22 protein-coding genes are annotated in these 19709 nt (G+C 66.5%); 6 read left to right on the top strand and 16 right to left on the bottom strand.

All coding sequences use genetic code 11. The features are described from left to right. The first annotated feature begins 31 nt into the window (after window positions 1-31). Both plsY and HFL01S_RS03825 read left to right on the top strand, forming a co-directional pair. The gene (gene plsY, locus HFL01S_RS03830) at window positions 32-661 is read left to right on the top strand and encodes a glycerol-3-phosphate 1-O-acyltransferase PlsY (protein ID WP_066254917.1); all 630 of its coding nucleotides are present in this window, start codon (window positions 32-34) and stop codon (window positions 659-661) included. Then, a complete protein-coding gene (locus HFL01S_RS03825; RefSeq protein ID WP_066254915.1) occupies window positions 658-1026 on the top strand; it encodes a RidA family protein in 369 nt (122 codons plus the stop codon). The genes plsY and HFL01S_RS03825 overlap by 4 nt, the downstream gene beginning before the upstream one ends. Here HFL01S_RS03825 and HFL01S_RS03820 read toward each other — a convergent pair. From HFL01S_RS03820 to HFL01S_RS03810, 3 genes are read right to left on the bottom strand one after another with little or no spacing between them, the layout of a single operon-like run. Beyond that, complete coding sequence (locus tag HFL01S_RS03820) at window positions 1023-1685, bottom strand: retropepsin-like aspartic protease family protein (protein ID WP_066255463.1); 663 nt, start codon at window positions 1683-1685, stop codon at window positions 1023-1025. The genes HFL01S_RS03825 and HFL01S_RS03820 overlap by 4 nt on opposite strands. A 26-nt stretch (window positions 1686-1711) precedes the next feature. Then, complete coding sequence (locus tag HFL01S_RS03815) at window positions 1712-2311, bottom strand: DUF4124 domain-containing protein (RefSeq protein ID WP_066254913.1); 600 nt, start codon at window positions 2309-2311, stop codon at window positions 1712-1714. A 22-nt stretch (window positions 2312-2333) separates the two neighbouring features. Beyond that, a complete protein-coding gene (locus HFL01S_RS03810) occupies window positions 2334-2825 on the bottom strand; it encodes a YajQ family cyclic di-GMP-binding protein (RefSeq protein WP_066254910.1) in 492 nt (163 codons plus the stop codon). A gap of 39 nt (window positions 2826-2864) precedes the next feature. Between HFL01S_RS03810 and murB the strand changes: the two genes are divergently transcribed. Beyond that, a complete protein-coding gene (gene murB, locus HFL01S_RS03805; protein WP_066254907.1) occupies window positions 2865-3929 on the top strand; it encodes a UDP-N-acetylmuramate dehydrogenase in 1065 nt (354 codons plus the stop codon). A gap of 120 nt (window positions 3930-4049) precedes the next feature. Here murB and argG read toward each other — a convergent pair whose 3' ends face one another. Further along, window positions 4050-5387, bottom strand: coding sequence for an argininosuccinate synthase (gene argG / locus HFL01S_RS03800; RefSeq protein WP_066254905.1), 1338 nt, complete (start codon window positions 5385-5387; stop codon window positions 4050-4052). Between the two features lie 30 nt (window positions 5388-5417). Then, complete coding sequence (ppnP, locus tag HFL01S_RS03795; protein WP_066254902.1) at window positions 5418-5735, bottom strand: pyrimidine/purine nucleoside phosphorylase; 318 nt, start codon at window positions 5733-5735, stop codon at window positions 5418-5420. Window positions 5736-5883: 148 nt separating this feature from the next. Between ppnP and HFL01S_RS03790 the strand changes: the two genes are divergently transcribed. After that, complete coding sequence (locus HFL01S_RS03790; protein ID WP_066254900.1) at window positions 5884-6801, top strand: 3-hydroxyacyl-CoA dehydrogenase NAD-binding domain-containing protein; 918 nt, start codon at window positions 5884-5886, stop codon at window positions 6799-6801. Window positions 6802-6906: 105 nt separating this feature from the next. Further along, window positions 6907-7731 carry a hypothetical protein gene (locus HFL01S_RS03785; RefSeq protein ID WP_066254897.1) on the top strand — a complete coding sequence of 275 codons (825 nt, stop codon included), beginning with the start codon at window positions 6907-6909 and terminating at the stop codon, window positions 7729-7731. A 300-nt stretch (window positions 7732-8031) separates the two neighbouring features. On the opposite strand, the gene HFL01S_RS03780 is transcribed toward HFL01S_RS03785, so the two are convergent. The 7 genes from HFL01S_RS03780 to HFL01S_RS03750 all read right to left on the bottom strand — a co-directional run bounded on the left by HFL01S_RS03780 (window position 8032) and on the right by HFL01S_RS03750 (window position 14172). Then, on the bottom strand, window positions 8032-9246 hold the full coding sequence (locus HFL01S_RS03780) for an MFS transporter (protein WP_066255461.1): 1215 nt from the start codon (window positions 9244-9246) through the stop codon (window positions 8032-8034). Window positions 9247-9519: 273 nt separating this feature from the next. Further along, window positions 9520-10044, bottom strand: a complete 525-nt coding sequence (locus HFL01S_RS03775) for a carboxymuconolactone decarboxylase family protein (protein ID WP_066254894.1) — start codon at window positions 10042-10044, stop codon at window positions 9520-9522. 3 nt (window positions 10045-10047) lie between these two features. Continuing rightward, window positions 10048-11061: a Bug family tripartite tricarboxylate transporter substrate binding protein gene (locus HFL01S_RS03770; protein ID WP_066254891.1), complete on the bottom strand. Its 1014-nt coding sequence runs from the start codon at window positions 11059-11061 to the stop codon at window positions 10048-10050. Between the two features lie 34 nt (window positions 11062-11095). Next, window positions 11096-11875 (bottom strand): alpha/beta fold hydrolase, encoded by a 780-nt coding sequence (locus HFL01S_RS03765; protein ID WP_066254888.1) that lies wholly within the window; start codon window positions 11873-11875, stop codon window positions 11096-11098. Beyond that, window positions 11872-12705: a DODA-type extradiol aromatic ring-opening family dioxygenase gene (locus HFL01S_RS03760; protein WP_066254886.1), complete on the bottom strand. Its 834-nt coding sequence runs from the start codon at window positions 12703-12705 to the stop codon at window positions 11872-11874. The genes HFL01S_RS03765 and HFL01S_RS03760 overlap by 4 nt, the downstream gene beginning before the upstream one ends. Then, entirely contained in the window at window positions 12698-13018 is a 321-nt protein-coding gene (locus tag HFL01S_RS03755) for a subunit of meta cleavage enzyme (RefSeq protein ID WP_066254883.1), read from the bottom strand. The genes HFL01S_RS03760 and HFL01S_RS03755 overlap by 8 nt, the downstream gene beginning before the upstream one ends. Next, on the bottom strand, window positions 13015-14172 hold the full coding sequence (locus HFL01S_RS03750) for an alpha/beta hydrolase family protein (protein WP_066254880.1): 1158 nt from the start codon (window positions 14170-14172) through the stop codon (window positions 13015-13017). The genes HFL01S_RS03755 and HFL01S_RS03750 overlap by 4 nt, the downstream gene beginning before the upstream one ends. A gap of 242 nt (window positions 14173-14414) precedes the next feature. On the opposite strand from HFL01S_RS03750, the gene HFL01S_RS03745 reads away from it, so the two are divergent. Further along, window positions 14415-15545 (top strand): FAD-dependent oxidoreductase, encoded by a 1131-nt coding sequence (locus HFL01S_RS03745; RefSeq protein ID WP_066254877.1) that lies wholly within the window; start codon window positions 14415-14417, stop codon window positions 15543-15545. Window positions 15546-15558: 13 nt separating this feature from the next. On the opposite strand, the gene HFL01S_RS03740 is transcribed toward HFL01S_RS03745, so the two are convergent. The 4 genes from HFL01S_RS03740 to HFL01S_RS03725 form a co-directional block, all read right to left on the bottom strand. Continuing rightward, window positions 15559-16563 carry a helix-turn-helix domain-containing protein gene (locus HFL01S_RS03740; protein ID WP_066254874.1) on the bottom strand — a complete coding sequence of 335 codons (1005 nt, stop codon included), beginning with the start codon at window positions 16561-16563 and terminating at the stop codon, window positions 15559-15561. Window positions 16564-16658: 95 nt separating this feature from the next. Continuing rightward, the gene (locus HFL01S_RS03735; RefSeq protein ID WP_066254870.1) at window positions 16659-17471 is read right to left on the bottom strand and encodes an ABC transporter ATP-binding protein; all 813 of its coding nucleotides are present in this window, start codon (window positions 17469-17471) and stop codon (window positions 16659-16661) included. Next, window positions 17468-18394: a nitrate ABC transporter permease gene (gene ntrB, locus HFL01S_RS03730; RefSeq protein WP_066254867.1), complete on the bottom strand. Its 927-nt coding sequence runs from the start codon at window positions 18392-18394 to the stop codon at window positions 17468-17470. The genes HFL01S_RS03735 and ntrB overlap by 4 nt, the downstream gene beginning before the upstream one ends. A gap of 21 nt (window positions 18395-18415) precedes the next feature. Continuing rightward, the gene (locus HFL01S_RS03725; protein ID WP_066254864.1) at window positions 18416-19693 is read right to left on the bottom strand and encodes a CmpA/NrtA family ABC transporter substrate-binding protein; all 1278 of its coding nucleotides are present in this window, start codon (window positions 19691-19693) and stop codon (window positions 18416-18418) included. Window positions 19694-19709: the final 16 nt, after the last annotated feature.

The following is a 19709-nucleotide window of genomic DNA, read 5'->3' as shown; positions in this document are numbered from 1 at the left end:
CCGCCGTGCGGCGTCAACAAGGACGTCGAACGTGGAATTCCTGACCCCCGCCATCGCCACCGTCGTGGCCTACCTGATCGGATCGCTGTCGTTTGCCGTGGTCGTCAGCCGCCTTATGGGGCTGCAAGACCCCCGCACCTATGGCAGCAAGAACCCTGGCGCCACCAACGTGCTGCGCTCGGGCAGCAAGAAGGCGGCCATCCTCACGCTGCTGCTGGACGCGCTCAAGGGCTGGGTGCCGGTGGTGGCCGTGAAATGGTGGGGCGAGGCCTGGGGCCTGGGCGATGGCACGGTAGCCCTGGTCGGGCTGGCGGCCTTCCTGGGCCACCTCTGGCCGGTGTTCTTCCGTTTCGTGGGCGGCAAGGGCGTGGCCACCGCGGCCGGCGTGATCATCGGCTTCAACCCCTGGCTGGGGCTGGCATCGCTGCTGACCTGGGTGATCGTGGCCTATGCGTTCCGCTATTCGTCGCTGGCGTCCATGGTCACAGCCATCTTCGCGCCCGCGTTCTTCCTGTTCGGCAACCACGTGGCCTGGACCGCCCCGTCGACCCAGGTGCTGGCGCTGGCAGTCATGGCTCTGCTGCTGATCTGGCGGCACGCGGAGAACATCAACCGCCTGCTTGCAGGCAAGGAAAGCAAGCTGGGAGCCAAGAAATCATGAGCCACGACACCACCCGAGACATTCAGCGCCACGGCATGGCCGCGCGCTACAGCGAAGCGGCCGTGTTCAACGGCGTGGTCTATCTCGCCGGCATGGTGCCGGAATGCGAGGCCACCGACATCCGCAGCCAGACCGCCGACGTGCTGGCACAGGTCGAGCAACGGCTCAAGGAAGCAGGCAGCGACAAGTCGCGCATCCTGCGCACGCAGATCTACCTGACCGACATCCGCGAGATCGGGGTCATGAACGAGGTCTGGGACGCCTGGGTGGTGCCGGGCACCGCGCCACCGCGGGCGACGGTGCAGGCCGCGCTGGCCGATCCGGCCTGGAAGATCGAGATCGTCGTGACCGCTGCGCAGGTCTAGAAACGTTTCTCCAGCGTCAGCTGGTCGTTGTTCTTCTGCATCTGGAAGCGGTTGAGAAAGCTGTTGCCCAGCAGCACGAAGGGCATGGGCTGTGGCGAGACCACGGCGTCCACGTCGTAGGCCACGACATCGCCCACCCGCACCGAGGCCAGACGGATCAGGTAGCCGGTGGACAGGCCATTGGCGGTGCTCATCTGGATGCGCCGCCCGTGGTCGTACTTCAGGTTGATGCGCTGCGCCTCAGCGGCCCCCAGGGCCACCGTGGTGGCGCCCGTGTCCACCATGAACTTCACCGACTTGCCGTTGATCTGGCCGTCGGGGAGAAAGTGGCCGCTGGAGTCGGCGGTCAGCACGATGCGCTGCCCCCCGCCGTCCGAGCGCCCTTTGCCCACGCTCACCGGTGCCGCGCCCACCTGCAGCACATGCCGCTGCCCCTGGATGTCCACAGTGGCCGAGTCGCCGTCCACCGACAGCAGCTTCACGCCCTGGTGGGTCTGTCCCGCAGCCAGGAACTTCGGTGCAGCGCCGTCGACCACGAGCAAGGCCTTCTGCCCGGACACGCCAGACAGTGCCACCTGTGGAGAGGTCTGGGCAATTGCCTGACCCGCGAGCAGGGCCAGGAGCAGGGCGGTCGACACGGCGTGAAAGGCTGGCTTCATCGACATGTGTCCCTGTGAGGTGTGTGTCACCGGCCGCTGCCGACCGCCGAATAGATGTCGGTGTGGCGGTTGTTCAGGAAGGAGCGAAGCTTGACAGGCGCGCTCTTGCAGTTGTCGGTGTTGCGCGCTGCATCGTTGCCGGCCCGCGTTTGAAGGGACTGCTCCAGCAAGGCAACGATGTCACTGACGCCATCGGTGCGCTCGCGCGTGGTGGTGTACTTCTCGATCAGCCGGTCGGCGGTGCCGATCACGACCGCGTGCTGCTGGCGCCACTCGCTGTAGACCTGCTCGATGCCGGCCACATGCGTGGCTGCGTTGGTCTTGCAGAACTCGATGCCTTTGCGCATGCCCAGATCAAGCCCCGCGATCTTGAGCGCCGCCATCAGGCGGTCCTTTTCCTCGGGGGTCTTGAAGCGCTTGTCCAGAGGCTGGGTCAAATCGACTGGGGCGCTGTTGCCAGCCTTCGGCGCCTGCAGCGGCTGGCTGCCGGGACCACATTCGCTGTCCTGGAAAACCGTGGTGCCATCCGGGCCCTTGCACTTGAACACGCCGGCGATGGCCGGACCGCCGAGCACAAGTTGGAGCGCCAGGACCAGCGCCGGGACAGGACGGAAGAGGCTGCGCATGGGACGAGGGTGCCGGTGCCGCTCAGTCGCGGAAGTTGTTGAAGCCCAGCGGCAGTTCCTTGAGCTCACTGCGGATCAGGGCCATCGCAGCCTGCAGGTCGTCGCGCTTGGCGCCGGTCACGCGCACCGCGTCGCCCTGGATCGCGGCCTGCACCTTCATCTTGCTGTTCTTGATGGTCTGCTGGATCTTCTTGGCGTCTTCGCTGGCGATGCCATTGCGCACCTTGATGACCTGCTTGACTTTGTCACCGCCGATCTTCTCGACCTTGCCGATGTCCAGGAAGCGCACGTCGACGTTGCGCTTGGTCATCTTGTTGCGCAGGATGTCCTCAACCTGCTGGAGCTGGAAGTCGGCGTCGCCGAACAAGGTGATTTCCTTGTCCTTCTCCTTGAGCTCGATGCCGGCGCTGGTGCCCTTGAAATCGAAGCGCGTGCCAATCTCCTTGGCCACCTGGTCGACCGCGTTTTTCACTTCCACGAAATCGGCTTCAAGAACGGTGTCGAAAGAGGGCATGAGTGGTACTCCCGGATGCGTGAATGAGACAATCCGTGGATGTTAGTCGAGAACAATGTCGCCCTCCAGCCGATGAACACCTTCGGCATCGCCGCGCGTGCGCAACGCCTCGTTCGTCTGCGCTCCGTCGATGACCTGCTGGGTCTCATGGCCAGTGCCGACTGGCAGCAGCCGTCGGCGGAACACCCGGTGTTCGTTCTGGGCGGCGGGAGCAACCTGGTGCTGACCGGCGACCTCAAGGCCCTGGTGCTCAAGGTGGAGATTGGTGGGCGGCGGCTGGTCGAAGAAACGGACAAGGGCTGGCTGGTGGAGGCCGGCGGCGGAGAGGGCTGGCACGACTTCGTGCACTGGACGCTGGAGCAGGGCTGGCCGGGGCTGGAGAACATGGCGCTGATCCCGGGGACGGTGGGGGCCGCGCCGGTGCAGAACATTGGCGCCTATGGCGTCGAGCTGCAGGACCGGTTCCACTCGCTGGACGCGATGGACCTGGAGACCGGGCGGATGTTTTCGCTGGATGCGGCCCAGTGCGGTTTCGGTTACCGCGATTCGGTGTTCAAACACGCGCCCTCTGACGAGCGCAGCTTGGGACTGAAAGGCCGGGCACTCATCGCACGGGTGCGCTTCTGGTTGCCCAAACCCTGGAAGCCGGTGCTGGGCTACCTGGACCTGGAACGCAAGATGGACGAGACGGGCATCCGCCAGCCCGATGCGCGCCAGATCTTCGACTGGGTGGTCGCCATCCGCCGCGCCAAGCTGCCCGACCCGGCCGTCATCGGTAACGCCGGCAGCTTCTTCAAGAACCCGACGGTGACGCCCGAGCAGTGTGCCGACATCATCGCGCGCGATCCGAAAGTGGTGCACTACCCTATGGACGACGGCAGCATCAAGCTGGCCGCCGGCTGGCTGATCGACGCCTGCGGCTGGAAGGGCAAGACCATGGGCCATGCGGGGGTGTACGAGAAGCAGGCGCTGGTGCTGGTCAACAAGGGCGACGCCGAGCATCCCTGCACCGGCGGCGAGGTGATGACCCTGGCCAAGGCCATCCAGACCAGTGTCTACGAGCGCTTTGGCATCCGGCTGGAGCCGGAGCCGGTCGTCATCTGACGCCAAGCGAAAGCGGCGCAACACCCGGGTGGGCGCTGCGCCGCTCATGTCCCCCGGTGGCCTGCGGCCACCTCCTCCTTTACTTCGCTCTGCAGCACCCACCCGGGCGCCGCACCGCTTTCACTTCCCGCCTTCGAGCTTGAAGATCTCGGACGTGCCATCGCCCATCGACAGCAGGCCGGTGTGGGCGTAGATGCCCAGCTTGGCTCGCGTGTCGGTGATGTCCAGGTTGCGCATGGTCAGCTGGCCGATACGGTCCAGCGGACTGAACGGGGCGTCCTCCACCTTCTCCATCGACAGACGCTCGGGCGCATAGGTCAGGTTGGGCGACTCGGTGTTGAGGATGGAGTAGTCGTTGCCGCGGCGCAGTTCCAGCGTCACTTCGCCGGTCACGGCGCGGGCCACCCAGCGCTGGGCGGTTTCGCGCAGCATGATGGACTGCGGGTCGAACCAGCGGCCCTGGTACAGCAGACGACCGAGCTTGAGGCCGTTGATGCGGTACTGCTCAATCGTGTCTTCGTTGTGGATGCCGGTGACCAGTCGCTCGTAGGCGATGTGCAGCAGCGCCATGCCGGGGGCTTCGTAGATGCCGCGGCTCTTGGCTTCGATGATGCGGTTCTCGATCTGGTCGCTCATGCCCAGGCCGTGGCGGCCACCGATCTCGTTGGCCCTGAGGAACAGCTCGACCGGCGAGGCGAAGGTCTGGCCGTTGAGGGCGACCGGCTGGCCTTCCTCGAAGCGGATCGTGACTTCCTCGGCCTTGACTTCGACCTCGGGCTTCCAGAACGCCACGCCCATGATGGGGTTGACGATGCGGATACCGGAGTTCAGGTGTTCCAGGTCCTTGGCTTCGTGCGTTGCACCGAGCATGTTGCTGTCGGTGCTGTAGGCCTTCTCGACCGACATCTTGTAGTCGAAGCCGTTGGCGATCAGGAACTCGCTCATTTCCTTGCGGCCGCCCAGCTCGTCGATGAAACGCTGGTCCAGCCAGGGCTTGTAGATCTTCAGGCTCGGGTTGGTCAGCAGGCCGTAGCGGTAGAAACGCTCGATGTCGTTGCCCTTGAAGGTCGAGCCGTCGCCCCAGATGTGGACGTCGTCTTCCTTCATGGCGGCCACCAGCATGGTGCCGGTCACCGCGCGGCCCAGCGGGGTGGTGTTGAAGTAGGTGATGCCGCCAGTGCTGATGTGGAAGGCGCCGCACTGGATGGCGGCAATGCCTTCGTGCGCCAGCTGCAGGCGGCAGTCCACCAGGCGGGCTTTTTCAGCGCCGTAGGCCATGGCCTTGCGCGGGATCTCTTCGTAGTCGCTCTCGTCGGGCTGGCCGAGGTTGGCGGTGTAGGCGTAGGGCAGGGCGCCCTTCTGCTTCATCCACAGCAGGGCGGCGGAGGTGTCCAGGCCGCCGGAGAAGGCGATGCCGACTTTCTGCTGGGCGGGCAGGTTCTGAAGAATGGTGGCCATGTGTGTGCTCTCTTGGGGATCGGCTGCGGATCAACCGAAATGGCAGATGTAGTGGTAGGTCTCGGTCACGCGAATCTCGAAGCTGCTGTTGCCGGGCACGCTGAACCTGTCGCCCGGGCCGGACTTGATCCAGGCGTCGGTGCCGGCCAGCTTGTATTCGCAGCCACCGGCCACGCATTCCATGATCTCGGGCGCGCCGGTGTTGAAGGTCAGGGTGGCGGGCAACACCACGCCGACCGACTTCTTGGTGCCGTCGGGAAAGGTGATGCCATGGCTGACGCACTTGCCGTCGAAGTAGACATTGGCCTGGGTGGTGACGGCAACGCCGTCGATGCGCGAGGTGGTCATGAGGAAGATCCGGAAAAAGAAACGGGCGCCGAACGGCGCCCGGGCAACCCGCGATTTTAGTGGACCGCGCTCAGCACGCCTGCCGTGTCGCCGGCTGGACGAATCAGCCGGTATTCTGTCCAGCTCGCCCCAACCAAGGCACCAGCGCATGAACAACACCATCGTGATCATCGGCTCCGGCCACATGGGCGCCGGCATTGCCGCCATCTTCAGTGCCGCTGGCCACCCCGTGGTGCTGCTCGGCCGCGATGTGCCCAAACTGCAAACGCGCTTGCCTGTCATCGACGCATTGGCCGTCACACTGCCAGCGGCCCAGCCGTCTGGCTCTTTGGTGGCCGCCGATGTAGCCACCTGGAACGACTGGGACGGCGTGGCACTGGTCATCGAAACCATCAGCGAAGACCTGGCCGCCAAGCGCGCCCTGTTGGCCGAACTCGACCACCGCGTGCCATCGCACATCCCCATCGGCAGCAACAGCTCCGGGCATGGCATCGACGAGATGACTGAAGGTCTGGGCAGCACCGAGCGCATGCTCAACGTGCACTATTCCATGCCCGCGCACATCGTGCCCATGGTGGAAGTGGCACTGGGTTCCAGGACGAGCCTGCCGCTGGCCGAAGGCGTGTGCCGCCTCATCCAGGCCACCGGCAAGAAGACCACGCTCATCAAGCAGTACATCCCCGGCCTGCTCATCACGCGCCTGCAACATGCGCTGATGCGCGAAGCCCTGTCGCTGGTGGACCAGGGCATCGTCACCCCGCAAGACATCGACGACGCGGTTCGCTTCGGCTTCGGTTTCCGCTTCGCCGCGCTCGGCCCCATGGCGCAGAAGGAAATGTCCGGCTGGGACACCCACGTCGCCTCCGGCGCGTCGGTCTACCCCAGCCTGTCCAACATCGACACGCCGCCGGCCTGCGTGGCTGATCTCGTGAAACAGGGGCGCACCGGCATGAAGAGCGGGGCGGGGTTTGCGGACTGGACGCCGGAGGAAGTCTCGGCGTTCAAGCGGCGGTACGAAGAGCGCCTGCAGGCGGCGTTTGCTGTGTTGTCGGTCGCGCCGGATTGAGGGCGCCCGAACAGTTGTTCGGCGAAAATTTGGTGTGTTTCTGAAAACCGACCGCATTAAAGTCGAGTTTTCGCGGCGCGACAAAAGACATCTACAGGGGGGTGTATGACAGCTACAAAAAACATACTGGAACTGGATCTCAGCACCAAGTTGCAGATCACGATTAACAACGAGCGCCCCATCGTTCTTGTTGATCTGACGATGGCGTTGCTGGGCGTCAGTCAGCAGTTTGAGAGATTCATTGAGTCGGAGACAGATGAACAGCATCAGCTTGGCAGCGAGCTCTACATCAAGGAGGTTCGTTCAGGGTCGGTGATCGTTGAACTCGTTGCTCAGGTTGCACCAGTAGTCCCGTTGCTCTGGGCGGGAGGGAGTCTCAAAGAGTGGGTTGACTATGCAAAGTCCACCCTCGAATGGTTGACAGGGAAGCTCAAAGATCCGCCGAAGGAGGTTAGCAAGCAGGACTTGAAGCAGTGGCACAACATTCTCGAACCTGTTGCTAAGGACAACGGGTCACAAATGAACTTTTCCGTCTCAGACGGAGGTGTGGTCATCAACCAGTACTTCGTGAACTCTGTTGAAGCCAACGCAGCGCAGAACCGTATCTCGCGCGAGCTTGAGAGGATGGAGGAGCCTGACGATCATGTGCAGCGCAAACGAGTCATGACCTGGCATCAAACACGATTTGTTGAAGATCCTCTGTCGGGGGACAAAGCGGTGATCGAGAGCATCTCGAAAAGGCCGATCAAGGTTTTGTTTGAAAACAATGCAGTTAAACGAGCCATGCTCAATGGCGATCCACGTCTTGGAAAACCGTGGCACGAGCTCGCTTACGTGGTTGACGTTCGTGTGCAAACGATAAACGGTGTTCCCAAGGCCTACACGATCCTCGACTTGCACGAGGAAGAAACGTTTGACCCGGCAGAGTAAGTTATGCAGGAGTTTATTTTTACCGTTCGGGTGATGGGATCATTGCTCTTGGGTTCGGGTGCTGCGGTGTGTATTTACTTTGGCCTTTTTGGGCTCATTGGTCGACTGGTTGGTCCAAGTTTGGGATTGGTTTTTTTTGCAGCACCAATCAGTTTGGTTGCCGCCATTTACCTTGCCGGAAAAACGGCAGGGTTTTTTTGGAGGGCATGTGACTTGTGGGAGCGCCGACTTTCAGAGAGAAAGTCGGTTTTGTAGGTTGCAAAGGCGTTCGTCCTTTGGGGATCGACCGCCTTGGGGCAATCACGCGCTGCGCGCGCGCCCTCCTTTTTCCGCCCAAGTCCGCGTCCACCGCACCTGCATCTTCCTCATCACGCCCAGCATCAGCAGCGAGAACACGGCCAGCACGATGAAGCCGGTGAGGAAGCTGTCGGTGTTCTGTTTGGACTGGCCCATGAGCATGGGCACCAGGCCGCCGCCGAGGGCGCCGATCTCGCCGATCATGGAGCCGGCCACGGCGGTGGAGGTGGGCCAGCGCAGCGGCACCAGCTGAAACAGCGCACCGTTGCCGGCGCCCAGCGCGGCAAAGCAGACGATGAGCAGCAGCGTGGTGAGCACGATGGACTGGGACGACAGGCCCACGCCCACCAGCGCCACGGCCACCACCACCAGCACCACGGTCAGGGTGTTGACACCACCCCAGTGGTCCGAAATCCAGCCGCCGAACACGCGCACTGCGGCGCCCATGAAGGCGGCGAGCATGGTGAGCTGGCCGGCCTGCACCTTGCTCACGCCGAACTGGTCGTAGTAGTAGGTGGGCAGAAAGGTGGTGATGCCGATGAAGCCACCGAAGGTGACGACGTAGATCAGGCTGAACACCCAGCCGTCTTTTTCCAGCAGGCAGGCCAGGTGGTCCTTGAGGTTGGCGTGTTCGTCGCGGTCGGGCGGCTCCTTGGCCATGAACAGCACCACCAGCATGGGCACGAAGGAGGCGAGGGCGGCGAAGCCGTACACCGTCTGCCAGCCGAACTTCTGCGCCAGCGGTGGTGCGAGCAGCGCGGCCACGGCCGTGCCCACGTTGCCCGCACCGACCAGGCCCATGGCCAGGCCTTTGTACTTGGGCGGGTACCAGCCCGCACCCAGCGACATGGCGACGCCGAAGCTGGCACCGGCCACGCCGAGCAACAGGGCCATCTTCAGCAGGTCGTCGTAGCTGTGCACGAAGAAGTAGCCGAAGGCCATGGTCAGGGTGATCAGGCTCAGCTCGACCAGCGTGGCGGTCTTGCGGCCCACGTACTGCGCCAGCAGGCCCAGGGGGAAACGCATGATGGCGCCGGCCACGATGGGGATGGACAGCAGCAGGCCCTTCTGTGCGGCGGTGAGGTTGAACTCCTCGCTGATGAAGGGCGCCATGGCGCCGTTCATCACCCAGATGACGAAGGAGAACATCAGGTAGAAGAAGGCGGCGAACAGCGTGGGCGTGTGGCCACTTTGGAGGAACGAGCGGAATCCGGCCATGGTGGTGGTCTGGTGTGGGCAGTCGGGGAAGGAAATCACTGCATCCGCGGGTCGCCGGCGCTGGCGTGTGCGGAAGCGGTGGTGCCGGGCAGCCGCTGGCGCGGCGGGCACTGAGGGGGAAGGCCTTCGTCAGCCTTCGACGTGGGGTCTTGCAAGCTCTGTGCCCGCGGCTGCCCCGACCCGATGCACCAGACTGGTGAGATTGGCGCAGACAAAAGGGGCATGCGCCGCCGCATGCCCCTTCTTGGTCACTTGCCAAACGCCGCCGCGGCGCTACGCCATGCGCATGTCGAAGGCGTTCAGGGTCATGGCCACCAGGCTGTAGTAGCCCACGATGCCGACCAGCTCGACCATGCCGCGCACACCCAGTTCGCGCACGCCTTCTTCATAGGGACCGTCACCGATGCGGTTGCTCTCCAGCAGCTCCTCCGCCAGGGCGTGGATCATCTCCAGCCTTGCGGTGGCCAGGCGCACCGGACGCTGTTCGCGGATGGCCGCGATCTGGTCGGCCGACAGGCCCGCCTGCTCGGCGATGGGCTCGTGGATCTGCTGTTCACCGATGCAGCGGAAGCGGGCCGCCACGATCAGGATCAGCATCTCGGATTCCACCAGCGCGAACCCGGTCTGGTAGCGGCAGAAAGCGCCGAGCTTCTCGGCGTGCGAGGCGAGCTCGGGGCTGTGCATCCAGGCCAGGAACGGGCCACTGAGGTTGCCGCGGGTGGCCATGATGGACTGGTACACCGCCTGCTGCGGAGGGTCCAGCCGGTTAACGTCCGGCAGGGGAAGGCGTGATTTCATGCGTCAGGTGGTGGAGGCGGTGAAGTTGAACGATTTGACGATGGGGCGCCACTTGTCGAGGTCGGCCTTGAGCCGGGTGGCGAGGTCGCCGGGGATTGTCCACCGCAGCTCCAGGCCGCGTTCCTCCATGGCCTTGATCAGCGCCGGGTTGGCCAGGGCCGACTTGAGCGCGGCGTTCAGCGCCTCCACCCGCGCAGGCGGTGTGCCGGCCGGGAGGAAGAAGCCGAACCAGTCGTCGAGCACGACCTCCTTGAAGCCCTGTTCCAGAAACGTGGCCACCGTGGGGGCAAAGCGGCTGCGCTTCTCGCCGGTGGTGGCCAGCAGGCGGCACTTGCCACCGGCCACGAAGGGGAGGAAGTCGCCCAGGGGCGCGCACACCGCAGCGATCTGGCCACCGACCATGTCCTGGATCGCAGGCAGGGTGCCGCGAAAGGGCACGTGGGTGAGCTCAGCGCCGGCCGAGCGGGCGGCCATGCTGCCGGCGAAGTGCGGCGTGGAGCCCGCGGCGGGGGAACCGAAATTGGCCGCGCCGGGGTTCTGCTTGCACCACTTGAAGAAGTCGGCCATGGTGGTGACGCTGGCCGGCACCATGGGGCCGACCGCGAACGCCAGGTCGAACACCCCGCCCATGGACACCGGAACGAAGTCGGCCACCGGGTCGTAGGGCAGCTTGGGGTAGGTGTGGGGAAAGATGCCCATCATGGGCATGGGCGTCATCAGGATGGTGTTGCCGTCCGCGGCGGCGGCCTTCACCGTGGACACGGCGATCTGGCTGGCAGCCCCCACCTTGTTCTCGACCAGCACGGTGCGCGCATAGCCCGGCGCGATGGCTTCGGCCACCCGTCGCGCGAACAAGTCGACCAGGGTGCCGGGCGGTGGGCCGACGACGATCTTCGCCAGCTCCGACGGCGCTGCGGCGCCCTGCGCCCGCGCCCAGGGCAGGCCACTGGCCGAAGCCAGTGCGGCCGCGCTCAGCTGCAGGCAGCGTCGGCGGGAAAAGGTGTGAGGCTGTGTCATGGTGGTCTCCGTTGGCATTGTGGTGAAACAGGGGCTACAGCGATTGCGAGAGAAAGGCGCCCACGGTTTCCGTGAACGCCAGGGGGCATTGCACGTTGCCGATGTGGCCGGTCTCGGGCAACGTGGCCAGCGTGGCGGCGGGCAGGCGCTCGGCCATCAGCCGGGCCAGAGACGGCGGGGCGGCCGCGTCCAGCTCGCCGGCCACCACCAGGGTGGGGGCGGTGATGCGGTGCAACCGGTCCAGGTGGTCCAGCCGCTGGATGGCGCCGATGGCCGCGGCGTAGCCGGCGAGCGGGGTGGAGGCGATCTGTGCCGCAACCCATTGAAGCGTCATGGGTGCCGACGCCGAGAAGGCTGGCGGGAACCAGCGCCCCAGGATGGACGGCACCTGGGCCGCCATGCCTTCGTCGTTGGCCTGCTGCAGGCGGGAGGCCCAGAGGTCTCGGACGGCGGGTTCGGTGCGGGCGCTGGTGTGCGCCAGCACCAGCGCGCGGGTGCGTTCGGGCCAGGCCAGCGCAAAGGCCTGCGCGACCATGCCGCCCAGCGAGAGCCCGACGAGAGCCGCCTGGTCCACGCCCAGGGAGTCCAGCACCTGCCGGACTTCCGCGGCGTACTCATGCAGGGTGGTCACCTCGGGCAGCACCGGGCTGCGCCCGTGGCCGGGCAGATCGACGCAGACCACCTGGAAACGGCTGGACCACGCGGGCAGCTGCGGTCGCCAGAGGGCGCTGTGGGTTGCCAGGGGGTGCAGCAGCACGACCACGGGCGCGCCGTCGGGCCCGTGCACGCTGTGGAACAGGCGGGCGGTGCTCACTCGACCGCCCCGGTGCGCCAGCGGCCCAATCCGATGCCGGTGTACCAGGCCGGCACGGCCTTGTAGTACAGCGTGTCGAAAGCGGCGCCGTCGGCCACGCCGTGCGCGATCAGCCAGGTGCGCACTTCTTCTGCGCCGTTGCCCGCCGCGTGCACCTGGTGGGTGGCGTGGTCCAGCAGGCGGGCCTCGTCGCCCGCGGCCAGCAGGCGCAGGAACTCGCGGTCGAAGGCCTCGTTCACCAGGCCCATGCGGGGGGTGGCGATGTCGTGGCTGAGTCCGCCGGTGGCCAGCACCGACACCCGTTCACAACCGCCATAGCTGCGCAGCGCCTGGCCGAGCAGGCGGCCCCACTGCAGCGCGCGCCGCATCGGCGGCAGCGGGGGCTGCACGCAGTTGATCAGCACCGGCACCACCACCACCTCGCGGGCGATGCCGGCCAGGTGCAGGGGCGCGAGGGTGCCGTGGTCCAGCGTCAGTTCCATCGAGAAGGCGGGGTCGAACCCGCCTTCCAGCGCGCTGGTGATGAGGTGGCCGCCCAGCTGCACGTCGCCCCGCAGTTCGTGCGGATCGATCTTGAGCCAGTGCTCGACCGGCGACTTCCAGCTGGCGGCGGCACCGATACAGACCGCCGGCAGGTTGTCGAGGAAGAAGTTGTGGACGTGGTCGTCCGAGACCACGACCACCGCGTCCGGGCGGGCCTGGCGGATCTCTTCGCCCACCTGGCGAAAGCCGGCAAAGATGCGCTCGCGGTCTTCGTCCGGGATGGCGCCGGGGAAGTTGATCATCACCGGCGTGTGGCTGGTGGCGTGCACCGAGACGATCTCAGCCATGGTCCGGCTCCCCGGCCAGGGCCTGGCCCGCCGCGCGCAGAGAGGCCACGAAGGTGGCCTCGGGTATCTGCAGGCCCAGGCAGTGCGCGCGCAGCAGCAGCGGGTTGACGCCGGCGAGGTACATGGCGCCGATGTCGTTGTCGCGGATGGCGGCCTTCATGCCATCGGCCAGCGGGATGTGGGCCATGTAGGCGTCGGGGTCGGCCTTGTAGCGCTGCAGGTCGCTGTGAATGTGGTGGATGTCGTAGAGCACGCGGTTCATCCAGTAGGCCTCGGCCGACGGCATGGTCTGGCGCCAGTTGCTCTGCGTCATGTGTTGCCTCGCTGGCGCAGCTGGCGTACGAGCCAGTCCACGATGGTCGGCAGGGTGGTGGGGGTCAGGCCCATGTGCCCGCCGGGGAACATGCGCACCGACTTGGGCCAGCCGTGGTCGAGCAGCAGGTGGATGTCGGCCACCGGGCACTGCTTGTCCTCCTTGCCGTTGACCAGCAGCAGCGGTGCGCAGGGTCGGTCCAGCAGGCCCTGGTCGAGCAGCGAGAGCCGGCCGAAGCCGGCGACGTACTCGTCGTCGTTGGTGGCGCCCAGCATGCGGCTGCGGGTTTCGACCAGCTCCATCAGGTAGCTGTCCGGGTAGCGCGAGGCCTGCACCCAGGACGGCTGGAACATGTGGTGCACGCCGCCGCCCCAGTTGACCGCGCCGGCCAGGCCGTCGGGCAGCAGGTGCGCCAGTTTGGTGGCCCAGTAGCCGCCGAAGGAGCGGCCCAGAACAGCGGGCCGGGCACCGTCGAGATCGGCCTGCGCAGCGATCCACTGCAGCGCGGTGATGAACTGGCGCTCGGCGTCCGGCACGCCCTTGACGGGCGACTCGCCGGTGCCGGCGTTGTCCATGGCCACTGTGGCCACGCCCTGGGCCAGCAGGGCGTCGGATGCGGCGGTCATCTGCTCCTTGCAGGCGTCCACGCCGCCCCACATCAGCACCACGGGCGGTCGGGTTGCGCCGGCCGGGCGGCGCACCAGCACCACCACCTGCGATCCCTCGCCGTCGCGGCCAGCGAAGGGAATCGCCACCCGTTCGATGGGTTCGCGCCAGTGGCGGCTGCCGGACAGGTAGGTCTCGCGCTCGGCCACCGCGCAGCGCTCCTTGGCGGGGTGGTTGGGGCAGGGGAACCGGCCCATGAAGAACAGTCCGCTGGCCTTCTGGTACAGGGCGGCCGCCCGCGCGCTGTCACCGGCGGCTTCGGCGCGCACGGCCTCGGCGCGCCACTGCTCGCCCAGCGCGTACCAGTAGCCACCCCAGGTGGCGCCGTCGAGTCCAGGCAGTCCGTCGATGAAGCCGGGGCCGTCGTCCAGGTCCAGCGCGTTCATCGGGTGGAAGCGCGCGCGCAGGCGCTGGTGCATCCACTGCTTGGACTCTTCAAGGGTCTTGGGGCGGTCGGCGATCTCGGCGACCGGTGCGGCTGGGCTCAAGGCGGGAACTCCGGTGAAGGGCGGTGGCGGGAAGGTGTGGGACGGATCGTAGGAAAAAGGGCGCCGCCTTGTTGTTCTGTCCGTGTAGCGCCATTTGACTGGGCCTGCGATGCGTTTTGCCTCGGCCGGCGACAGGCCCGCTGCCGCATTGACGCCCCTCGTGCGCCCCACGCCTAATGCCCTTCAGGGCCTCCATTCGGGGGGCCGCAGCCACTTTTTTTTGCATCCACCTCACGCACACCATGGGCACCTCCTCCTCACGCAGGGCATTGATCGTCGGCGGCGGCATCGCGGGCATGTCCACCGCCATCACGCTCGGCAAGATCGGCATGGCAGTGGACCTCATCGACCTGGACCCGCAATGGCGGGTGTACGGCGCGGGCATCTCGATCACCGGGCCCACTCTGCGCGCTTTCGGGGCGCTGGGCATTCTGGATGCCGTGCGGCGCGAAGGCTTCACCGGCGACGGCATCCAGGTCTGCGACGCGCAGGGCGTGCCCTCGCACGTGGTGCCCACACCCATCGTGGCCGACGGCGATGTGCCGGGCTCGGGCGGGATCATGCGGCCGGTGCTGCACCGCATCCTGTCCGAGAAGACCCTGGCCAGCGGCGCGCAGGTGCGCCTGGGCCTGACGGTGGACGCGCTGCATTCGGACGCCGAGGGCGTGACGGCCCTGATGTCCGACGGGACATCGCACCGTTACGACCTGGTGGTGGGCGCGGACGGCGTGTTCTCCAAGGTCCGGCGCCTGCTGTTTCCCGAGGCGCCCGGGCCGGTCTACACCGGCCAGTGCGTCTGGCGCGTGACCGTGCCGCGCCCGCCCGAGGTGGAGCGCCGCATGTTCTTTCTGGGCGGGCCGGTGAAGGTGGGTCTGACACCGGTGTCGCGCGACGAGATGTACATGTTCTTGCTTGAGACGGGGCCCAAGCGCCCCTCCATGCCGGACGAGCAGTTGCCGGGCGAACTGCAGCGCCTGCTGGCGGGTTACGGCGGCGTGCTGCGGGACGTGCGCGAGGGCCTGAATCCGTCGTCCCATGTGGTGCTCCGGCCGCTGGAGGGATTTCTGCTGCCCCGGCCCTGGGAGAAGGGGCGGGCCATTCTGATCGGCGACGCGGCCCACCCCACCACGCCGCACCTGGCCTCGGGCGCGGGCATGGCGGTGGAGGACGCCCTGGTGCTGGGCGAAGAACTGGCGCGGCACGCCACGGTGGAGGCGGCCTTCGCCGGCTTCATGAACCGGCGCTACGAGCGCTGCCGCCTGGTGGTGGAGAACTCGCTGGAGATCGGGCGGCGCGAGCAGTCTCGTGCGCCGATGCACGCGCAGGCTGAGCTGGTGGAACGCTCGCTGCGGATCCTGGCCGAGCCGATCTGAGGAACGTCCCCGTTCAGTGCGGCCCCGCCGGTCCCAGCGCCGCCAGCTCCTGGGCGCGGCGGAACTCGCGCGGTCCGGTGCCGAACTCGGCCTTGAAGGCGCGGCTGAAGTGCGAGACGTTGCTGAAGCCCCAGGCGTAGGCGATTTCGCCGATCGAGCGCGAGCGCATCGCGGGCGTCATCAGGTCGCGGCGGCACAGGGCCAGGCGCTGTTTCCACACCGACTTCATCAGCGTGTGGCCGCCCTGCTCGTCGAAGAGTTCGTACACATGGCGCGGCGACAGGCCGACACCCTGGGCGATGGACAGCGCGCTGAGCTGGCTGTCCCAGAGGTGGTCGCGCACATAGGCCAGGATGCGCTGGCGGTGCAGCGCCTGCAGGCGCGAGGAGGAGGCGCCCGTCTCGTCCTGCAGCGTGCGCAGTGCCGGCGCCAGCAGGTGCGGCAAGGCCTCCGCGATGTTGTCGGCGGTCTCCTCGCCGATGTCGGGCGACATCGCGAACAGCTGGTCCATCAACCCGGTGAACAGCGCGGCGGACTTCACGTCGGGGCGGATGGCGCGGGCGGTGAGCATGTCCCAGTGGGGCAGCACCGTGCGCAGCGCCTGGGGCTCCAGGTACACCGAGTGCACCTCGCTGTCGGTGGTCTGGATGTGGAAGGGCCGGGCCGGATCGATCAGGAAGAAGTCGCCGGCTTCGACGCGGCTCTCGCGCCCGCCCTGCGTCACCACCGCCGCCCCCTGCCGGTGGCAGGACACCAGCAGCCGGGATTCGCTGGCGTGGCGGGTGCGGGTGGATGCCGTGGAATGGGCCGAGAACCGCAGCGCCGCAAAGCGCAACCTGCGTCCGAAGTAGCCCCGCACCTCCGCCGTCAACGGCGTGGCCGGGGGGCTGCTGATGGCCAGGTGCATGGCGAAGGTGGAGCGCATCTCCTGCTGGAACAGCTCGGCCCTGAGGCGTTCAGGGGTTGCGTCCATCGTGAAATGGCAGGCCTTGCCGGGCGTGGCGTGGGCGGTTGGCATGTTGTCTCCGTCTCGTTGTTCTGCGGCTCTTGTGTGCCGGTAGGGCATTAGAGCCGATCAGAAAAACCAGACGGAGCGGTGGGTTGTACCCTGCCTCAGGCGGCTTTTTCGACGTGCGCCTGGCGCGTGTAGAGGAAGTCGATCACGGCCTTGCGGTAGTGCTGGTACTGCGGGTCGTCGGCCAGGGCCACGCGGTTGCGCGGGCGCGGCAGTTCCACGCTCAGCACCTCGCCGATGGTGGCGGCGGGCCCATTGGTCATCATCACGATCTTGTCGGACAGCAGCACCGCCTCGTCCACATCGTGCGTGACCATGACCACGGTGGCCTGGGTCTTGGCGACGATCTCCAGCAGCTCGTCCTGCAGCTTGGCGCGGGTCAGGGCGTCGAGCGCGCCGAAGGGCTCGTCCATCAGCAGCACCTTGGGCTCCATCGACAGGGCGCGGGCGATGCCCACGCGCTGCTTCATGCCGCCCGAGATTTCGCCCGGGCGCTTCTGCGCGGCGGCGGTCAGGCCCACCAGGGCCAGCGCATCGTTGGTGCGTGCCTTCAGCTGGGCCTTGCTTTCGGTGCCTGCGAACACGCGCTCGACCGCCAGGTAGATGTTCTCGAAGCAGGTCAGCCAGGGCAGCAGCGAGTGGTTCTGGAACACCACGGCGCGCTCGGGGCCGGGGCCGGCGATTTCCTTGTCGGCGCAGAGCAGCACGCCATTGGTGGGCGTGGTCAGACCGGCGATCAGGTTGAGCAGTGTGGACTTGCCGCAGCCCGAGTGGCCGATCAGCGCCACGAACTCGCCCTTGGCCACCGTGAGGTTGATGTCGCGCAGCGCAGGGAAGTTGCCCTTCTTGGTCTTGAAGGTCTGCTCGACGCCCTGGATGTCGATGTACTTCGTGTGGACAGCGGTGTTCATGCCTTCACCTCTTCATAGGTAAACAGGGAAGCCAGCTTGATGAGCGCGAACTCCAGCAGCAGGCCGACGATGCCGATCACGAAGATGGCGATGATGATGCTGGACACGTTGAGGTTGTTCCACTCGTCCCAGACCCAGAAGCCGATGCCCACGCCGCCGGTCAGCATCTCCGCCGCCACGATCACCAGCCAGGCCGTGCCCACGGCCAGGCGCACGCCGGTCAGGAGGTAGGGCAGCACGGCGGGGAACAGGATCTTGGTGAAGATCTTCCATTCGCTGAGGTTGAGCACGCGGGCCACATTCATGTAGTCCTGCGGCACGCGCTGCACGCCCACCGCGGTGTTGATGACCATGGGCCAGATCGAGCAGATGAAGATGGTCCAGATGGCGGCCGGGTTGGCGCCCTTGAACACCAGCAGGCCGATCGGCAGCCAGGCCAGCGGCGAGACCGGGCGCAGCAGGCTGATGAGCGGGTTGAACATGCGGCCGAGGAACACCGAGCGGCCGATGGCAAAGCCGGCCGGGATGCCGACCAGCGCCGCCATGCCGAAGCCGATGGCCACGCGCTGCAGCGAGGCCAGCACGTTCCAGCCCACGCCCTGGTCGTTGGGGCCGTTGCTGTAGAACGGGTCGGAGAACACCTGCACCGCCTGCGCCCAGGTCTCGGCCGGTTTGGGGATGCCGCTGTTGGAGGTGGACGCGATCGCTTGCCAGATCAGCACGAGCACCGCCAGACCCAGCACCGGCGGCAGCACGGCCATCCAGAAGCTGCGCAGATCGACCGCAGGCTTTTTCGGAGCGGGGGACGCTGCGGCGGGCTTGGCTTGCGAGGCGGTCATGGCTTTGGCGATGGGCGAGGTGGTGGGGCTGGCGGCGGGCGGGGCCGAAGCCTCCAGCGGCATGTGAAAAACAGCGGCAACCATGGTGGTTCTCCTTGTGAAGGGTCAGGCCTTGATGGCGAAGCCGTCGGCGTACTTGGCCGGGTCCTTGCCGTCCCAGGCGATGCCGTCCATCAGCTTGCTGCTGCGCATCGGGTCCTTGGGCACGCTGATGCCCATGGCGCTGGCGACCGACTTGTACAGATCGATCTGGTTGACCTGCTTGGCGATGGCGAGGTAGTCGGGGTGGCTCTTGATCAGGCCCCAGCGCTTGTGCTGGGTGAGGAACCACATGCCGTCGGACAGGTACGGGAAGTTGACCTTGCCGTCGTTGAAGAACTTCATGTGGTTCGGGTCGTCCCAGGTCTTGCCCAGGCCGTTCTGGTAGCGGCCCAGGATGCGCTGGTTGATCGCGTCGACGCCGGTGTTGATGTAGGCCTTCTGTGCCACGGTCTCGGCCATCTTCAGCTTGTTCTGCAGGCCGGCGTCGATCCACTTGCTGGCTTCGAGCACGGCCATCATCACGGCGCGTGTGGTGTTGGGGTACTTCTTGGTGAACTCGGCCGTGGTGCCCAGCACCTTCTCGGGGTGGTCTTTCCAGAGGTCCTGCGTGGTGTTGGCCGTGATGCCGATGCCGTCCATGATGGCGCGGTGGTTCCAGGGCTCGCCCACACAGAAGCCGTCCATGTTGCCCACCCGCATGTTGGCCACCATCTGCGGCGGCGGCACAGTGATCAGCTTGGCGCCCGAGAGCGGGTTGATGCCGGCGGCGGCCAGCCAGTAGTGCATCCACATGGCGTGGGTGCCGGTCGGGAAGGTGCCCGCGAAGGTGTACTCGCGCTTGTTGGCGGCCATGAACTTGGCCAGGGACGGGCCGTCCACCGCGCCCTTGTCGGCCAGCGCCTTGGACAGCGTGATCGCCTGGCCGTTGTTGTTCAGGCTCATGAGCACGGCCATGTCCTTCTTGGGGCCGGCCGTGCCCATGTGCACGCCGTAGACCAGGCCGTAGAGCACGTGGGCGAAGTCGAGTTCGCCGTTGACCAGCTTGTCGCGTACGCCGGCCCAGCTCGCTTCCTTGGTGGGCACGATGGTCACGCCGTACTTCTTGTCAAAGCCCAGCACGCTGGCCATCACCACGCTGGCGCAGTCGGTCAGCGGGATGAAGCCGATCTTGACCTCGGTCTTCTCCGGTGCGTCGGAGCCGGCGGCCCAGACGCCGCTGTGGCCCAGGGTGGAGAAGAAGGTGGCGGCGGCCGCACCCTTCTTGATGAAGTCGCGGCGCGAGCCACTGTCGGCGGCGGGCGCGGCGGCGGTCTCGGGTGTCGTGGCGCGGTGGTCGTTCATGCTCAACTCCTGTGAA

This window comes from Hydrogenophaga flava NBRC 102514 (genome assembly GCF_001571145.1).
GTDB lineage: Bacteria > Pseudomonadota > Gammaproteobacteria > Burkholderiales > Burkholderiaceae_C > Hydrogenophaga > Hydrogenophaga flava.
This window is presented reverse-complemented; position numbering and strand designations above follow the sequence as displayed.

Coding starts and splice junctions, on each gene's coding strand:
- HFL01S_RS03825 (WP_066254915.1), top strand. CDS start 658: ATGAGCCACGACACCACCCGAGACATTCAGCGCCACGGCATGGCCGCG.
- HFL01S_RS03820 (WP_066255463.1), bottom strand. CDS start 1,685: ATGAAGCCAGCCTTTCACGCCGTGTCGACCGCCCTGCTCCTGGCCCTG.
- HFL01S_RS03815 (WP_066254913.1), bottom strand. CDS start 2,311: ATGCGCAGCCTCTTCCGTCCTGTCCCGGCGCTGGTCCTGGCGCTCCAA.
- HFL01S_RS03810 (WP_066254910.1), bottom strand. CDS start 2,825: ATGCCCTCTTTCGACACCGTTCTTGAAGCCGATTTCGTGGAAGTGAAA.
- murB (WP_066254907.1), top strand. CDS start 2,865: ATGTTAGTCGAGAACAATGTCGCCCTCCAGCCGATGAACACCTTCGGC.
- argG (WP_066254905.1), bottom strand. CDS start 5,387: ATGGCCACCATTCTTCAGAACCTGCCCGCCCAGCAGAAAGTCGGCATC.
- ppnP (WP_066254902.1), bottom strand. CDS start 5,735: ATGACCACCTCGCGCATCGACGGCGTTGCCGTCACCACCCAGGCCAAT.
- HFL01S_RS03790 (WP_066254900.1), top strand. CDS start 5,884: ATGAACAACACCATCGTGATCATCGGCTCCGGCCACATGGGCGCCGGC.
- HFL01S_RS03785 (WP_066254897.1), top strand. CDS start 6,907: ATGACAGCTACAAAAAACATACTGGAACTGGATCTCAGCACCAAGTTG.
- HFL01S_RS03780 (WP_066255461.1), bottom strand. CDS start 9,246: ATGGCCGGATTCCGCTCGTTCCTCCAAAGTGGCCACACGCCCACGCTG.
- HFL01S_RS03775 (WP_066254894.1), bottom strand. CDS start 10,044: ATGAAATCACGCCTTCCCCTGCCGGACGTTAACCGGCTGGACCCTCCG.
- HFL01S_RS03770 (WP_066254891.1), bottom strand. CDS start 11,061: ATGACACAGCCTCACACCTTTTCCCGCCGACGCTGCCTGCAGCTGAGC.
- HFL01S_RS03760 (WP_066254886.1), bottom strand. CDS start 12,705: ATGGCTGAGATCGTCTCGGTGCACGCCACCAGCCACACGCCGGTGATG.
- HFL01S_RS03755 (WP_066254883.1), bottom strand. CDS start 13,018: ATGACGCAGAGCAACTGGCGCCAGACCATGCCGTCGGCCGAGGCCTAC.
- HFL01S_RS03745 (WP_066254877.1), top strand. CDS start 14,415: ATGGGCACCTCCTCCTCACGCAGGGCATTGATCGTCGGCGGCGGCATC.
- HFL01S_RS03740 (WP_066254874.1), bottom strand. CDS start 16,563: ATGCCAACCGCCCACGCCACGCCCGGCAAGGCCTGCCATTTCACGATG.
- HFL01S_RS03735 (WP_066254870.1), bottom strand. CDS start 17,471: ATGAACACCGCTGTCCACACGAAGTACATCGACATCCAGGGCGTCGAG.
- ntrB (WP_066254867.1), bottom strand. CDS start 18,394: ATGGTTGCCGCTGTTTTTCACATGCCGCTGGAGGCTTCGGCCCCGCCC.
- HFL01S_RS03725 (WP_066254864.1), bottom strand. CDS start 19,693: ATGAACGACCACCGCGCCACGACACCCGAGACCGCCGCCGCGCCCGCC.